Below are 14,746 nucleotides of genomic sequence, written 5' to 3' on the forward strand. Positions count from 1 at the left end.
ATGTCATTTGCCAGTCATGTTGTTCGGGCAGATAATCGCCAACATGAGGGTCGCTGACAAAACCCTGCAGAGAGCCTGAGCGAAGGCGCGCCGACGCAGACAGCGGTCGCCCGGCAAGGAGCGCAACGCAGGATCAGGGGTTCTGTCAGCGACTCTACGCCACGCATGTTGCAAACGGAGGGATACATCATGAGTCGCATGAACCTGATACTGCAGGCCGCGCACGAGCGGGCGGAGCAGATGGGCCTGCCCTATAGCGGCGCCGTTTTGCCGGACGAAGCCTATGAGCTGATGCAATCGCTGCCCAAGGCGGTGCTGCTGGACGTGCGCAGCCATGCCGAGTGGCAGTTTGTCGGCACGGTGCCGCAGTCTGTCAAGATCGAGTGGCGCAGCTTTCCCGGCATGGCGCCGAACCCCAATTTTCTGGCCCAGCTGACGCATCAGGTGGACCCGGAATCGGTGCTGCTGGTGCTGTGTCGCTCCGGCGTCCGTTCCGATGAAGTGGCGCGGCTGGCGGCGGCCAATGGCTACAGCGAGGTGTACAACGTGCTGGAAGGCTTCGAGGGCGACAAGGACGAAATGGGCCATCGCAACTCGGTGGGCGGCTGGCGGCAGCGTGGCCTGCCGTGGGAGCAGAATTGAGCGAATGGTTTGGGCGGGTTGAAGTTTATGTCATTAAACGGCAAAGTGTGGCCTGAATCCGCTGCCGCGCGCAGCGCCAACTTAATATTGGAAAGCCGACCATGACCGATCGTTACGCCGTTATCGGCAACCCGATTTCCCATAGCCAGTCGCCGTTCATCCATCAGGAATTCGCCCAGGCTACCGGCCAGGATATCTCCTATGAAAAGCTGTTTGCCGATCTGGGCCGATTCAAGGACGTCGTCGACGAGTTTGTCGCCCATGGCGGAAAGGGGCTCAATATCACCCTGCCGTTCAAGAGCGACGCCTATCGCTACGCTCAGGAGCTGACCGAGCGCGCGCGCGCGGCCGAGGCGGTGAACACGCTGACGTTCCGCGACGGCAAGGTCTACGGCGACAACACCGACGGCGTGGGGCTGGTGCGCGACATCGTGGAAAACCTGGATTACCCGATCTACGGCCAGCGCGTGCTGATCCTGGGCGCCGGCGGCGCGGTGCGCGGCGTGCTGGAACCCATTCTGGAGCAGAAGCCGTCCAGCCTGACCATCGCCAACCGCACCGTGATCAAGGCCGAAGCGCTGGCGCATCACTTCGCCCGTTATGGAAAAGTGGAGGCCGTCGGCTACGACGCGCTGCAAGGCCGCAGCTTCGACATCATCATCAACGCCACGTCCACCAGCCTGAACAACGAAATGCCGCCGCTGCCGCGCGGCGTGTTCACCGCCCGCACGCTGGCCTACGACATGGTGTACAGCTCCGGCCTGACGCCGTTCCTGCAACGCGCCCAGGGCGAAAACGCAGGCATGCTGGCCGACGGCCTGGGCATGCTGGTGGAGCAGGCGGCGGAATCGTTCGCCATCTGGCGCGGGGTGCAGCCGGAAACGCGCAAAGTGACCAATATGCTCAGGGAAGTGCTGGCCTGAGCATGACGCGCTGGATCCTGAAAATTCTGGCGGCCCTGGTGGCCGCCTTTGTACTGTATAACCTGTGGGTGTTCGGCCATATCCTGTACTGGCGCAGCCATAATCCGGATGCCAGCTCCTTCATGAACGAGCAGTTGGCGAAGTTGCAGCAGGACGATCCGGAGGCCGAGCTGAGCCATAAATGGGTGCCGTACGAGCGGATATCGCCCAATCTGAAGCGGGCCTTGATCGCGGCGGAGGATGCCAAGTTCGTCGACCACGAAGGTTTCGACTGGGATGGCATCGAGGTGGCGTTCGAGAAGAACTTGAAGAAGGGGCGCATCGTCGCCGGCGGTTCCACCATCAGCCAGCAGCTGGCCAAGAACCTGTTTCTGTCCAGCGGCAAGACGCCGTGGCGCAAGTTGGAGGAAGCGCTGATCACGGTGATGCTGGAGAAGACCATGGACAAGCGCCGCATCTTCGAGATCTATCTGAATGTGATCGAGTGGGGCAATGGCGTGTTCGGCGCCGAGGCGGCCTCGCGTCATTACTTCCGCACCAGCGCATCCAGGCTATCCGCCGGCCAGGCGGCCAAGCTGGCGGCCATGGTGCCGAATCCGCGCTATTACGACGATCATCGCAATGCGCCGGGTCTGGCCAAAAAGACCCGCATCATCCAGCGTCGAATGGCATACGCCGATCTGCCGTAAGGCTGGCGCTCGCTCATGATGGAACGGACGGCCGCCGCCGTCCGTTTTCTTTTTCCAGGCGCGCGATCGCGGCGGATGATGCGGCGCAATAGATGGCGCGGTTGCCGGCTTGGAGCGATTTGTTGTGGCGTGTTACAATCCGCACCGTTATTTTTGTTGCCGCGCGCCCTTGCGCGGCGAAACCGCATGGACTTGCCCAGTTACCCCGCGATTCCACCCCGCTCTACCCCTAACGAATAAATCCCGTCTCAGATAGTCAGCCCGTCTGCGCCCTCTGGGCGGAAGGAGACGTGCATGACGGTTGCCTTCAAGCAACAATCCGCCGATCGTCTGCAAGAAAGCCTCGGTTTGGTGCAGCGCCTGATCGAGCGTCAACGCGAGCTTGAATCGACCGCCGCGCGCCAGGATGGCGAGGACGCGGCCGACGCCCTGGCACCGCGGCACAACCTCGCTGAACTGAAACAGAAGCTGGCGCAACTGCATCCGGCCGACATCGCCCATGTGCTGGAGGCGCTGCCGCTGGAGGATAGACTGCTGGCTTGGGATCAGACCGATCCTGCACGCGACGGCGCCATTTTGCTGGAAGTGTCCGACGCCGTGCGCGAGTCGCTGATCGAGGTGATGGACCCGGATCAGCTGGTGGCCGCGCTGGCGGAGCTGGACACCGACGATCTGGCCGAGCTGGCGCCGGACCTGCCGCGCCAGGTGGTGTACGAGGCGATGGCGCGGCTGGATGAAGAAGCGCGCGGCCAGTTGCAGGAAGTGCTGTCCTATGGCGAAGACCGCGTCGGCGCGCTGATGGATTTCGAACTGGTGAAGATCCGCGCCGATGTCAGCTGCGAGGTGGTGTTGCGCTACCTGCGGCGCTTCGACGAGCTGCCGAACCAGACCGACAAGATTTTCGTCACCGACGAGGCCGGGCGGCTGAAGGGCGTGCTGGCTATCCGCAAGCTGCTGGTGTCCGACCCCGAGGCCGAGGTGGCCGATGTGATGGCCACCGAGGTGGTGAGCTTTCATCCGGACGAGCCGGCGCTGGACGCCGCCCAGGCGTTCGAGCGTTATGATCTGGTGACGGCGCCGGTGGTGGACGAGCGCGGCATGCTGCTGGGCCGGCTGACGGTGGACGCGATGGTGGACGTGATCCGCGAGGAAAGCGACAGCGAAGTGCTGAACCTGGCCGGCCTGAAGGAAGAGGAAGACCTGTTCGCTCCGGTGATAGACTCGGTGAAGAACCGCTGGTCCTGGCTGGCGATCAATCTGTGCACGGCCTTTTTCGCCTCGCGGGTGATCGGCGCCTTCGAGCACTCCATCGCCCAGCTGGTGGCCTTGGCTGCCTTGATGCCCATCGTCGCCGGCATAGGCGGCAACTCCGGCAACCAGACCATCACCATGATTGTGCGCGCGCTGGCCATGGGCCAGATGCGGACCGGGCAGGCCAGCCGCTTGTGGCGCAAGGAGATCGGTGTCAGCATCATCAACGGCATGATCTGGGGCTCCGTCATCGGCGTGATCGCCTGGCTGTTGTACGGCAGTGCGTCGCTGGGCCTGGTGATGCTGGCGGCGATGACGCTGAACCTGATGCTGGCCGCCACCATGGGCGTGTTGATTCCGACTTTGATGCAGAAACTGGGCAAGGACCCGGCACTGGGGTCCAGCGTGCTGATTACCGCCTGCACTGATTCGGGCGGTTTCCTGATTTTTCTCGGCCTTGCCACCGTATTTCTACTGTAAATGATGCTGACTATCGAACAGGCGCTGCGCCGCCATTCCCTGCCCAGGCTGGAGAGCCGCATGCTGCTGATGCATGCTTGGCCGGAACTGACCCACGCCGCCATCATCGGCTATCCGGAGCGCGAGCTGCCGCAAGACGCCAAGGCGGCATTCGATGCGCTGGCCGCGCGGCGTCTGGCCGGCGAGCCGATGGCGTATCTGCTGGGCGCGCGCGAATTCTACGGCCGCGATTTCAAAGTGAGCCCGGCGGTGCTGATTCCGCGTCCGGAAACCGAGCATCTGATCGAATTGGCGCTGGCAAAAGTGGACAAGAATGCCCCGGCGCGGGTGGTCGATCTGGGCACCGGCAGCGGCATCATCGCCGTGACGCTGGCGCTGGAGGCGCCCGCCTGGACGGTAGGCGCGGTGGATGTCTCGGCCGAGGCGCTGGCGGTGGCGCGCGGCAATGCCGAGGCGCTCGGCGCCGGCGTCGATTTCCGCCTGGGCAGCTGGTATGCGCCGCTGGAACCGTCGGCGCGCTTCGATCTGATCGCCTCTAATCCGCCGTATATCGAGCGGGATGACCATCATCTGGCCGAGGGCGATCTGCGTTTCGAGCCGCGCGGAGCGCTGACCGACGAGGCCGACGGACTGGCCTGCCTGCGCGAGATCGCCGCCGGCGCGCCGGCTCGGCTGGCGGAGGGCGGTTGGCTGATGGTGGAGCATGGCTACGACCAGGGCGCGGCGGTGCGCGGCTTGCTCGCCGCAGCCGGGCTGTTGGCGGTGGAAACCATCCGCGACTTGGCCGGTCAGGACCGTATCACCATTGGACGGAAAGCGGGCTGAGCCATGTCTTGCTTGAAGCGATTCTGGCCCGCCTGTGTCCTGGTACTGCTCGGCGCGGGCATGCTGATCTGGCCGCCGGCGAATCAGCAAGGCTTTCTTGCGCTGAATGGGATGTTGAATGCGCTGCCGGCCCCCGTGTGGCGCTTTCTCAGCATCTTTGGCGACTGGCCTACCGCGCTGGCCTTGATGCTGGCCTGGAGCTGGCGCGATCCCAAACGCTTGCCGACGCTGATTGTCGCCGGCGTCGTCGGGATCGCCCTGTCCGTCGGTTTGAAGGCGGGTTTCAATGTGCCGCGGCCGCCATTGGTATTGCCGCCCGGTACGGTGGAGCTGCTGGACCGGCTGCCCGGCAACGGCTCATTCCCGTCCGGCCACGCCCTGGCCTCGGCGGCGCTGGCGACTTTTGTCTGCCAAGGCATGGGCAGGGCGGGGCGATGGGCGTGTTATGGCTTGGCCGCGCTGGTGGCGCTGTCGCGCATCGCCATCGGCGTGCATTGGCCGCTGGACCTGATGGCCGGGGCTTTGTTGGGCTGGGGAACGATGCGGCTGGCGATGGCGCGGTGCTGGCCCGGCGGGTGGCCAAGGGATGTCGAGCGCACCGCCGAAATGATTCTGCTGGTGTTGTTGAGCGGAGCCCTGGCATGGCTGTTGGGCCAGCGCGCGATGTATGCGGACTACTGGCTGCGCGCCGGCATCGCGGGCGCGGTGGCGCTGCTTGGCTTCGTTAGGCTGGCCCGGCGCGGGCATTGAGCGCGGCTTGAGGGCAAAACAAAGGCGGACCCGCGGGTCCGCCTGCGTCATCGCTGGCCTGAGGCTATCAGTGATGGTGGCCGTGTTCGCCATGGGCGTGGCCGTGGCTGATTTCGTCAGCGCTGGCGGCCCGCACTTCCACAACCTTGGCGGCGAAGCGGATGTTCATGCCGGCCAGCGGGTGGTTGGCGTCGACCACGGCTTTGCCGTCGGCGATGTCGGTGACGCGGAACAGCAGCAGTTCGCCGGTTTCCGGATCATCGGCTTCGAATACCATGCCGACTTCCACGTCAGCCGGGAACACTTCCAGGTCTTCCACGCGGATCAGCTCTTCTTCCGGATCGCCGAAAGCGTCGTCGGCGGTCAGCTTGACGTCAACGGCGTCGCCGACGTTCTTGCCTTCCAGTGCCTCTTCCACCAACGGGAAAATGCCATCGTAGCCGCCGTGCAGGTAGCTGATCGGCTCTTCGGTCTTGTCGAGCAGGTTGTTTTCGGCGTCGAACATCTCGTAGTGGAGCGTGACGATGGTGTTTTTGGCGATTTGCATGAGTCGATTATCCGTGAGGATGGTAAAAAAACTTGACAGGGGCAGGCACCAGGGTGTTCCTTCCTCCGCAAGATAGGGCGTCTGTGCGCCTGGCCGTATTGTAAACCATAGACGGGTGAATGAGCCCGTGAAAAAACCGATGAATACTGTAAACCTGCTGGGCGGCATGTCGCCCGAACAATTTCTGGCCGAGTACTGGCACAAGAAGCCGCTGCTGATCCGCGGCGCCTTGACCGATGTCGGCCCGCATGTTGATTTTTCCGTACTGTCGCAATTGGCGCAGCGCGATGACGCGGAGTCGCGGCTGATCGAATACAAGAAGGAAAAGTGGCATCTGGAGCGCGGCCCTTTCCGCGCCTCGCGTTTCCGCCGGCTGGGCGAAACCGACTGGACGCTGCTGGTGCAGGGCGTCAACCATCACCTGCCGCATATCGACGACATCCTGTGGCGTTTCAACTTCATCCCTTATGCCAGGCTGGACGATCTGATGATCAGCTACGCGCCGCCCGGTGGCACCGTGGGGCCGCATTTCGACGCCTATGATGTGTTTCTGCTACAGGTAGGCGGCCAGAAGCGCTGGCAGATCTCTTCACAGCATGACGATGACTTCATCGAAGACGCGCCGATCCGCGTGCTGAAGGATTTCCGCATGGAGCAGGAGTTCGTGCTGGAACACGGCGACATGCTGTATCTGCCGCCGCATTGCGCGCACTACGGCGTGGCGCTGGAACCGGGCATGACGTATTCGATCGGTTTCCGCGCGCCGCCGGCGCAGGAGCTGGCGACGCAGTTCCTAGTGTATCTGCAGGACCGCATGTGCTTGGACGGCGTGTATGCCGATCCGAATCTGAAGCTGCAGGCCGAGCCGGCCCGCATCGGCGATGAGATGATCGAGCAGGTGGCCGGTTTGCTGTCGCAAATACGTTGGGACAAGGACACGGTGTGCGATTTCCTCGGCCATTACCTGACGGAGCCTAAGGCGCATGTGTTCTATGACGCGCCGGAAGATGAACTCGATGAAGACGAGTTTGCCGAGGCGGTGGCGGCGCGGGGCTTGGCGCTGGATCGCAAGAGCCAGATATTGTTCTGCGACGCCTGCGTCTATTGCAATGGCGAAAAGGTGGAAACTGCGGATGAAGATCTGGATGCCTGGCGGCGTTTTGGCAATCTGCGTCGACTGCCGGCGGGAAGCTATTCCGATGAAATGCTGGCCACGCTGTTCGATGGTTATCTGTCGGGGTACTGGCATTTATCAGACGTTGTTGTAGAATGACCACAAATTCTTGGCTTGTATCGAATTGGCAACGCTCGGAACGTGAATATTTCGCGTGCAAACGCCCGTTTTTGCGTCTGTGCGGCCTATTGGCCGGCTCGGGTCGGCTATGTGGTTTTTTTAGATTTTTGCCCTCTATACAGCCATTTTTTTCGTGATACAATTTGCTCACTGATGGATTTTCAGTCGCGCGGCTTTTCGTCGAGACCGTGCGATAACTGACGTCTTGTTCAACTTATCCTCAAAGGTAAAGAAAAAATGAAACAGTCGCTCCTCGTTGCTGCCCTGCTGGCCGTAGCCCTGTCCGCTTGCGGTAAGAAAGAAGCTCCGGCTGAAGCTTCCGCTCCGGCTGCCGAAGCTTCCGCTCCGGCCGCTTCCGCTCCGGCTGCTGAGGCTTCCGCTCCGGCCGCTTCCGCTCCGGCTGCTGAGGCTTCCGCTCCGGCTGCTTCCGCTGCTAAGTAATTCGCGGAAAGCAACAACAAAAAAACCGGCTTCGGCCGGTTTTTTTGCGTTCTTTTTCCAGGACGTATGTTTGTCTATTGGCTGATTTGATGCAAAAACCACAGAATCGCTTGCAAAATACAAAGCGTTACATACTGGCGATTAGCGCTTGAACGCGCTTGCGCAACGGACTGATCAATCATCAAGCCGGTCAATCAGATGAGTTATGCATAAAAACAGCCCGCATTGCGCGGGCTGTTGCATTTGTGCTGACGGCTGTTGTTTTATTGCAGTTCGGTCTGCAGTTTGCCCAGCGCGGCTTTGACGAATTCGTCGGACAGCGGTTTGCCTTGCTTGTCCTGGATCTGCAGCGAAGTGGCGCCGTTGTTCAGCTCCTGCAGCTTGATCCGGTATTCCTGCTCGCTCGGTTTGACGGTCTTGCCATCGCTGCTCTTCCAGAAGGCCAGGCTGGACCAGAAGCCGCCGCTTTCTTCCTTGTCGGTTTCGCTCTTGGCCGGCTTCACGTAGTACAGGCCTTGCGAGCGGTCGCGGTCGGTGACGACCAGGCCGACGCGGTCCAGCGCCAGGCCGACGCGGCGCCAGGCGCGGTCGAAGCCGTCGGACAGCTGCAGTTGGCCGTCGATGATCGGGTCCTGCGGTTTGACCGGCTTGGCCAGCGTCTGCTGAACCTGGGCTTTCGCCTTGTCCTCGGTCAGACCCAAACGGATCATGAAGCGGCCGAGCAGCTCGGCTTCCAGGTTCGGGTCGGCCGGGCGGGCCTGCCAGATGGTGTTGGTCTTGCTGTTGTCGGCGTAGACCTCTTCCATGCCGCGATGCGAGAAGTACACCTCGGTGCCTTGCGGCGTGTTTTCCAGGCGGATGCGGAACTTGTCGCGCTCGCCGGTGGAGTAGACGCTGCCGAGGCCCACGGTTTCCAGCAGCTTGCGCAGGCCGTCGTTGGGCAGCTTGGCGCGGTTTTCCGCCCAGTCCGTCTCCATGATGCCCAGGCTCGGGTCTTCGGTCTTGATGACGAAGCCGTTTTCCTGCCAGAACGCTTTCAGCACCGGCCACAGCTCGGCGGCCTTCTTGTTGCCGACCAGCAGCCAGCGTTGGGTGCCGGCGCGCTCCATCTTGATGTTGTCCAGCTGGTTCACGGCGACCGGTGAGGATACGGCCGGCGCGGTGGCGTCGTCAGTGGCGGAGACCACGCCGTTCGGCAGATTGTATTTGTTCTGGACTTGCGGCGCGGTCAGGTCCGGCGGCACTTCCAGGCTGTTGCCGGTGGTTTTCGGCGCATCGGACTTGTAGTCCAGATTCTTGCTCAGGGGTTGTTGAGTGCTGCTGCACGCGGCCAACAGGCCGGTTGCCAGCAGGATCGCGACGGACGCGCTGCGTTTCATGCGGACTCCCATCAAGCAGGGGATGATCAAATGACTTCGGCTTGTTTCATGGCCGCTTCGACCACCGCTTCAGCGGAGGCGCTCAGCGGCGTCAGCGGCAGGCGAATGCCGGCGGGGATGCGTTGCATCCGCGTCAGCGCCCACTTGGCCGGAATCGGGTTCGGTTCGACAAACAGCTGCTTGTGCAGGCCTTGCAGCTTGTCGTTGATGGCGCGCGCCTTGGCGGTGTCGCCGGAGGTGGCGGCCACGCACAGCTCGCTCATCAGTTTGGGGGCGATATTGGCGGTGACCGAGATCACGCCATGGCCGCCGCACAGCATGAAGGCCATGCCGGTGGCGTCGTCGCCGGAATACAGCGCGAAGCCTTCCGGCGCGCGCAGCGCCAGGTCGCAGGCGCGCCCGATGTCGCCGGTGGCATCCTTCAGGCCGACGATGTTCGAGTGCGCAGCCAGGCGCAGCGCGGTGTCGTTGCTCATGTCGGCCACGGTGCGGCCCGGCACATTATAAAGAATGACCGGCAGCGGGCTGTGGTCGGCGATAGCCTTGAAATGTTGATAGATGCCTTCCTGGGTCGGCTTGTTGTAGTACGGGACCACGGACAGCACCATGTCGGCGCCGGCTTCGGCAGACAGGCGGCCCAACTCGATGGCCTCGCTGGTGGCATTGCCGCCGGCGCCGGCGATCACCTTGATCCGGCCTGCGGCGTATTTCACCACCGCTTTGACCACTTCGATGTGCTCTTCCACCGACAGGGTGGCCGATTCGCCAGTCGTGCCGACGGCGACGATGCCGGATGTGCCGTTTTCGATGTGGAACTCAACCAATCGTTGCAGCGCCGCAAAATCCACCTCGCCGTCGTTAGACATCGGGGTCACGAGCGCTACCAAGCTGCCGGTAAGCATAGTTCTGCCTATCTGGAATAAGGATTTACAAGGTTTACGATTGTAGCGGAATTCGTCTGGCTGGCAAAAGTTCATGGCGAACAACCGCGGGAGGCTTCGGGAATTCATGGCGCTTGTGCTAGAATCCTACGTTTTTCCGATACTTACGGCTTACGGCTGAAGGATCCTCAAGCGTGATTACCACAAGCAATATTACGATGCAGTTTGGCGTGAAACCTCTGTTCGAGAAGGTTACCGTCAAATTCGGCGAAGGCAACCGTTACGGCCTGATCGGTGCCAACGGTTCCGGCAAATCCACTTTCATGAAGATTCTGGGTGGCGACCTGGAGCAAACCGCTGGCGAAGTCGCCATCGAGAACGGCTTGCGCCTGGGTAAACTGCGTCAGGACCAGTTTGGCTACGAAGATCAGCGCGTGATCGACGTGGTGATGATGGGCCATACCGAGATGTGGGCGGCGATGAGCGAACGCGACGCCATCTACGCCAACCTCGAAGCCACCGAAGAAGATTACATGCACGCGGCCGAACTGGAAGCCAAGTTCGCCGAATACGACGGCTATACCGCCGAGGCGCGCGCCGGCGAGCTGTTGATGGGCGTGGGCATTCCTGTGGAGCAGCACTTCGGCCCGATGAGCGAAGTGGCGCCGGGCTGGAAGCTGCGCGTGCTGCTGGCGCAGGCGCTGTTCTCCAATCCGGACATCCTGTTGCTGGACGAACCGACCAACAACCTGGACATCAACACCATCCGCTGGCTGGAGAACGTGCTCAACGAGCGCAACTCCACCATGATCATCATCTCGCATGACCGCCACTTCCTGAACTCGGTGTGCACGCACATGGCGGACTTGGACTACAACACCATCCGCATCTACCCGGGCAACTACGACGACTACATGATCGCCTCGGCCCAGGCCCGCGAGCGACAGCTGAGCTCCAACAGCAAGGCCAAGGAGCGCATCCAGGAACTGCAGGAGTTCGTGGCCCGCTTCTCCGCCAACAAGTCCAAGGCACGCCAGGCAACCAGCCGTCTGAAGCAGGTGGACAAGCTGAAGTCCGAAATGGTGGAAGTGAAGCCATCCAGCCGCCAGAACCCGTTCATCCGCTTCGAGATGGACGACAAGTTCAAGCTGCACCGCCAGGCGGTGGAAGTGGAAAACCTCAGCAAGGCCTACGACAACAAGGTGTTGTTCAAGGACTTGAACCTGATCTTGGAAGCCGGCGCCCGCCTGGCCATCATCGGCCCCAACGGCGCGGGCAAGACCTCGCTGGTCAAGCTGCTGGCCGGCGCATTCGATCCCAAGTTCGCCGAAGGCCTGACCGCCGACTACGGCACCATCAAGTGGGCGGAAAAGGCGCAGATCGGCTACTTCGCCCAAGACCATGAAGCCGAATTCGACAGCGACGCCACGCTGACCGAGTGGATGCGCGAGTGGGGCCAGGAAGGCGACGACGAGCAAGTGATCCGCGGCACGCTGGGCCGCCTGCTGTTCGGCGGCGACGAGGTGGGCAAGCCGGTGCGCGTGCTGTCCGGCGGCGAAAAGGGCCGCATGCTGTACGGCAAGCTGATCCTGCAGAAGCCGAACGTCATGATCATGGACGAGCCGACCAACCACATGGACATGGAGTCGATCGAGTCACTGAACATGGCGCTGGAAAAGTACAAGGGCACGCTGATCTTCGTTTCGCACGACCGTCAATTCGTGAGCTCTTTGGCCACCCACGTGCTGGAGCTGGACGGCAAGGGCGGTTACGACTACTACACCGGCAACTATGAAGATTACCTGGCCAGCAAGGGCCTGGAGTAATTTGGTTACGAGCTGTCGCGGCTCGTAACTTTACCGGCGGGAGGGGGTGCGCTATATTGCAGTGCACAAACTCCCGCCTTTTTCATGCGTCCCACTCAGGCGCGATAACAATAATCAGGGACCCGGCCAGGGAGGTCGATGCCGGAGACATCTGGTCCTCATCCGCCCTCGGGCGACCTGATGAGATCTGCAAAGCAGTGAGAGAAGGAAACCATATGCGCTTAAAAGGGAAAGTCACCATCATCACCGGCTCCGCCAGCGGCATCGGCAAGGCTACCGCGGAGAAGTTCGTCAAGGAAGGCGCCATCGTCGCGGTGTGCGACCTGAACCAGGAGGCAGTCAACTCCGTGGTCGGCGAGCTGAAAGCGCTGGGCGGCGAAGCCTATGGCTACAAGGTGGATGTGACCAACAAGGGGCAGATCGCCGAGATGGTGGCGGATCTGAAAAACCGCTGCGGCCGCATCGATGTGCTGGTCAACAATGCTGGCATCGTGCAGGACGCGCAACTGACCAAAATGACCGAAGACCAGTTCGACAAGGTCATCGACATCAACCTGAAGGGCGTCTACAACTGTGCCCGCGCCGTGGTGGACACCATGGTGGAGCAGGGCGGCGGCGTGATCCTGAATGCTTCGTCCGTGGTGGGCGTCTACGGCAACTTCGGCCAGACCAACTACGCGGCGGCAAAGTTCGGCGTCATCGGCTTCGTCAAGACCTGGGCCAAGGAGCTGGGCAAGAAGGGCATCCGCTCCAACGCCGTCTGCCCTGGTTTTGTCGCCACGCCCATCCTGAAGGCCATGCCGGAAAAGGTGTTGCAAGCGATGGAAGACAAGGTGCCGATGCGCCGCATGGCTGATCCGGTGGAGATCGCCAACGTCTACGCCTTCCTGGCGTCGGACGAGGCTAGCTACATCAACGGCGCCGCCATCGAAGTGACCGGCGGCCTGACGCTGTAAGCGCGAGCCTGCCGCTCCCAGAACAACGCCCCGGCTGGTCCGGGGCGTTGGCTTTGGTGGGATCACTCCTCGTCGTAGACATCGTGCGCCAGCAGCGCCGAATCCACCTCGCGGCGATGCAGGTGCGGCGCGAACAGCTCGATGAAGGTGTAGGCGAAGCCGCGCAAATAGGCGTCCTTGCGGATGCCGATCTTGGTGGTGGACGGTTCGAACAGATGGCTGGCGTCTATCGCCACCAGATGGCGGTCGCGCTCCGGCTCGAAGGCCATGCTGGCGATGATGCCCACGCCCAGCCCCAGCGAGACATAGGTCTTGATCACATCGGTGTCGATGGCGGTCAGCACCACGTTGGCGTTCAAACCCAGATCGGCGAAGGCCTTGTTGATCTTGGAGCGGCCGGCAAAGGCGAAATCGTAGGTGACGATGGGGTACTGGGCGATGTCGGCCAGCGAGATCGGATGCTTTAGCTCTGCCAGCGGATGGCCTGCGGGCACCACCACCGAGCGATTCCACTCGTAGCAGGGCAGCATGGCCAGCTCCTTGTACAAGGAGATGCCCTCGGTCGCGATGGCCAGATCGGCTTCGCCGGAGACCACCATTTCGCAGATCTGCGTCGGGCTGCCCTGTTTCAGCGACAGCCGCACCTTGGGGTAGCGGCGCACGAATTCGGCGATGGCCTGCGGCAGCGCGTAGCGAGCCTGGGTGTGAGTGGTGGCGATGGTCAGCGCGCCTTCCGATTCGCGCGAGAACTCCTCGCCGACGCGCTTGAGATTCTGCGCCTCGCGCAGGATGCGTTCGGAGATGCGCAGCACTTCCTTGCCTGGTTCGGAGACCGATACCACGCGCTTGCCGTTGCGGATGAATACCTGGATGCCCAGCTCATCCTCCAGCAGGCGGATCTGTTTGGAGATGCCCGGTTGCGAAGTGTGCAGTTTCTCGGCCGCTTCCGAGACGTTCAATCCCTGCTTGGCCACTTCCACCAGATAGCGCAGTTGTTGTAGCTTCATGTTGACGGCCTGTCCTCTATAAAACCTGTAGTCATTAAATACTAACACAATATTCTTTTAGGTTTATAAGCCCTTTGGTTAGGATGAGCTCGAACCATTCCCGGAGCGCTTGATGAGCTTGGAATCCAAACTGGCCGCCACCACGGCGCTGCTGCAAACCATTGCCGCCGAGCATCCCGATGCCTTGCTGGCCAACAGCTACGGCGCCGAAGACATGGTGCTGACCGATCTGATCGCGCGTCTGAACCTGCCATTGCGCAGCTTCAGCCTCGATACCGGCCGCCTGCCGGCGGAAACCTATGATCTGATGCAAAAAGTAGCCGAGCGCTACCCCAGCCATCCGGTCACGGTGTATTTCCCGGACACCGCCGCCACCGAGCAATACGTCAACCTGCACGGCATCAACGGCTTTTACCAGAGCGTGGCGCTGCGCCAGTCCTGTTGCGCGGTGCGCAAGCTGGAGCCGCTCAAGCGCGCGCTGGCAGGCCGCTCCGCCTGGATTACCGGCTTGCGCCGCCAGCAATCGCCGACGCGGCAGGATCTGGCGGACAAGCAATACGACGCCGACAACAGCCTGTGGAAGTTCAGCCCCTTGCTGGAGTGGAGTGAGGCCGAGGTGTGGCAGTACCTGAAGGAAAACCAGGTGCCGTACAACGCGCTGCACGACCGCCACTATCCATCGATAGGCTGCGCACCCTGTACCCGCGCCATCAGCGTGGGCGAGGATGTCCGCGCCGGCCGCTGGTGGTGGGAAAACCCGGAAACCAAGGAGTGCGGGCTGCATGCGAAGGCTAGCCCGCTGCAAAGCCCCGTCTGACCCGCCGGCCATCGCCGTCGGCATTCCCGCTGGAATCC

At 62.0% G+C, this 14,746-nt stretch carries 14 protein-coding genes; 10 read left to right on the forward strand and 4 right to left on the reverse strand.

What is annotated here, in order from left to right:
* The first annotated feature begins 189 nt into the window (after positions 1-189).
* From JHD59_RS01655 to JHD59_RS01680, 6 genes are all read left to right on the forward strand, one after another.
* Positions 190-642 (forward strand): rhodanese-like domain-containing protein, encoded by a 453-nt coding sequence (locus tag JHD59_RS01655; RefSeq protein WP_103320134.1) that lies wholly within the window; start codon positions 190-192, stop codon positions 640-642.
* A 101-nt stretch (positions 643-743) separates the two neighbouring features.
* Complete coding sequence (gene aroE, locus JHD59_RS01660; protein ID WP_199152899.1) at positions 744-1,565, forward strand: shikimate dehydrogenase; 822 nt, start codon at positions 744-746, stop codon at positions 1,563-1,565.
* A gap of 2 nt (positions 1,566-1,567) precedes the next feature.
* Positions 1,568-2,254: a monofunctional biosynthetic peptidoglycan transglycosylase gene (mtgA, locus tag JHD59_RS01665; protein ID WP_199152900.1), complete on the forward strand. Its 687-nt coding sequence runs from the start codon at positions 1,568-1,570 to the stop codon at positions 2,252-2,254.
* 294 nt (positions 2,255-2,548) lie between these two features.
* Positions 2,549-3,985 carry a magnesium transporter gene (gene mgtE / locus JHD59_RS01670; protein ID WP_199152901.1) on the forward strand — a complete coding sequence of 479 codons (1,437 nt, stop codon included), beginning with the start codon at positions 2,549-2,551 and terminating at the stop codon, positions 3,983-3,985.
* Between the two features lie 6 nt (positions 3,986-3,991).
* A complete protein-coding gene (gene prmC, locus JHD59_RS01675) occupies positions 3,992-4,810 on the forward strand; it encodes a peptide chain release factor N(5)-glutamine methyltransferase (RefSeq protein WP_199152950.1) in 819 nt (272 codons plus the stop codon).
* A gap of 60 nt (positions 4,811-4,870) precedes the next feature.
* Positions 4,871-5,560 (forward strand): phosphatase PAP2 family protein, encoded by a 690-nt coding sequence (locus JHD59_RS01680; protein ID WP_199152902.1) that lies wholly within the window; start codon positions 4,871-4,873, stop codon positions 5,558-5,560.
* Between the two features lie 67 nt (positions 5,561-5,627).
* On the opposite strand, the gene JHD59_RS01685 is transcribed toward JHD59_RS01680, so the two are convergent.
* Complete coding sequence (locus JHD59_RS01685; RefSeq protein ID WP_043620513.1) at positions 5,628-6,107, reverse strand: peptidylprolyl isomerase; 480 nt, start codon at positions 6,105-6,107, stop codon at positions 5,628-5,630.
* A gap of 139 nt (positions 6,108-6,246) precedes the next feature.
* On the opposite strand from JHD59_RS01685, the gene JHD59_RS01690 reads away from it, so the two are divergent.
* Positions 6,247-7,380 (forward strand): cupin domain-containing protein, encoded by a 1,134-nt coding sequence (locus JHD59_RS01690; protein WP_103319947.1) that lies wholly within the window; start codon positions 6,247-6,249, stop codon positions 7,378-7,380.
* A 725-nt stretch (positions 7,381-8,105) separates the two neighbouring features.
* On the opposite strand, the gene bamC is transcribed toward JHD59_RS01690, so the two are convergent.
* Positions 8,106-9,221 carry an outer membrane protein assembly factor BamC gene (bamC, locus tag JHD59_RS01695; RefSeq protein WP_103319960.1) on the reverse strand — a complete coding sequence of 372 codons (1,116 nt, stop codon included), beginning with the start codon at positions 9,219-9,221 and terminating at the stop codon, positions 8,106-8,108.
* A gap of 26 nt (positions 9,222-9,247) precedes the next feature.
* Positions 9,248-10,123: a 4-hydroxy-tetrahydrodipicolinate synthase gene (gene dapA / locus JHD59_RS01700; RefSeq protein ID WP_199152903.1), complete on the reverse strand. Its 876-nt coding sequence runs from the start codon at positions 10,121-10,123 to the stop codon at positions 9,248-9,250.
* A 173-nt stretch (positions 10,124-10,296) separates the two neighbouring features.
* Between dapA and JHD59_RS01705 the strand changes: the two genes are divergently transcribed.
* A complete protein-coding gene (locus JHD59_RS01705) occupies positions 10,297-11,928 on the forward strand; it encodes an ABC-F family ATPase (RefSeq protein ID WP_103319944.1) in 1,632 nt (543 codons plus the stop codon).
* A gap of 215 nt (positions 11,929-12,143) precedes the next feature.
* Positions 12,144-12,884: a 3-oxoacyl-ACP reductase FabG gene (gene fabG, locus JHD59_RS01710; protein WP_103319942.1), complete on the forward strand. Its 741-nt coding sequence runs from the start codon at positions 12,144-12,146 to the stop codon at positions 12,882-12,884.
* A 62-nt stretch (positions 12,885-12,946) separates the two neighbouring features.
* Here fabG and cysB read toward each other — a convergent pair whose 3' ends face one another.
* Positions 12,947-13,891, reverse strand: a complete 945-nt coding sequence (gene cysB, locus JHD59_RS01715; protein WP_199152904.1) for an HTH-type transcriptional regulator CysB — start codon at positions 13,889-13,891, stop codon at positions 12,947-12,949.
* A 112-nt stretch (positions 13,892-14,003) separates the two neighbouring features.
* Here cysB and JHD59_RS01720 point away from each other — a divergent pair, with 112 nt between their 5' ends.
* Positions 14,004-14,708 (forward strand): phosphoadenylyl-sulfate reductase, encoded by a 705-nt coding sequence (locus tag JHD59_RS01720; RefSeq protein ID WP_103319941.1) that lies wholly within the window; start codon positions 14,004-14,006, stop codon positions 14,706-14,708.
* Positions 14,709-14,746: the final 38 nt, after the last annotated feature.

It is taken from the genome of Chromobacterium sp. ASV23, from assembly GCF_016428945.1.
GTDB classification, from domain to species: Bacteria; Pseudomonadota; Gammaproteobacteria; order Burkholderiales; family Chromobacteriaceae; genus Chromobacterium; species Chromobacterium sinusclupearum.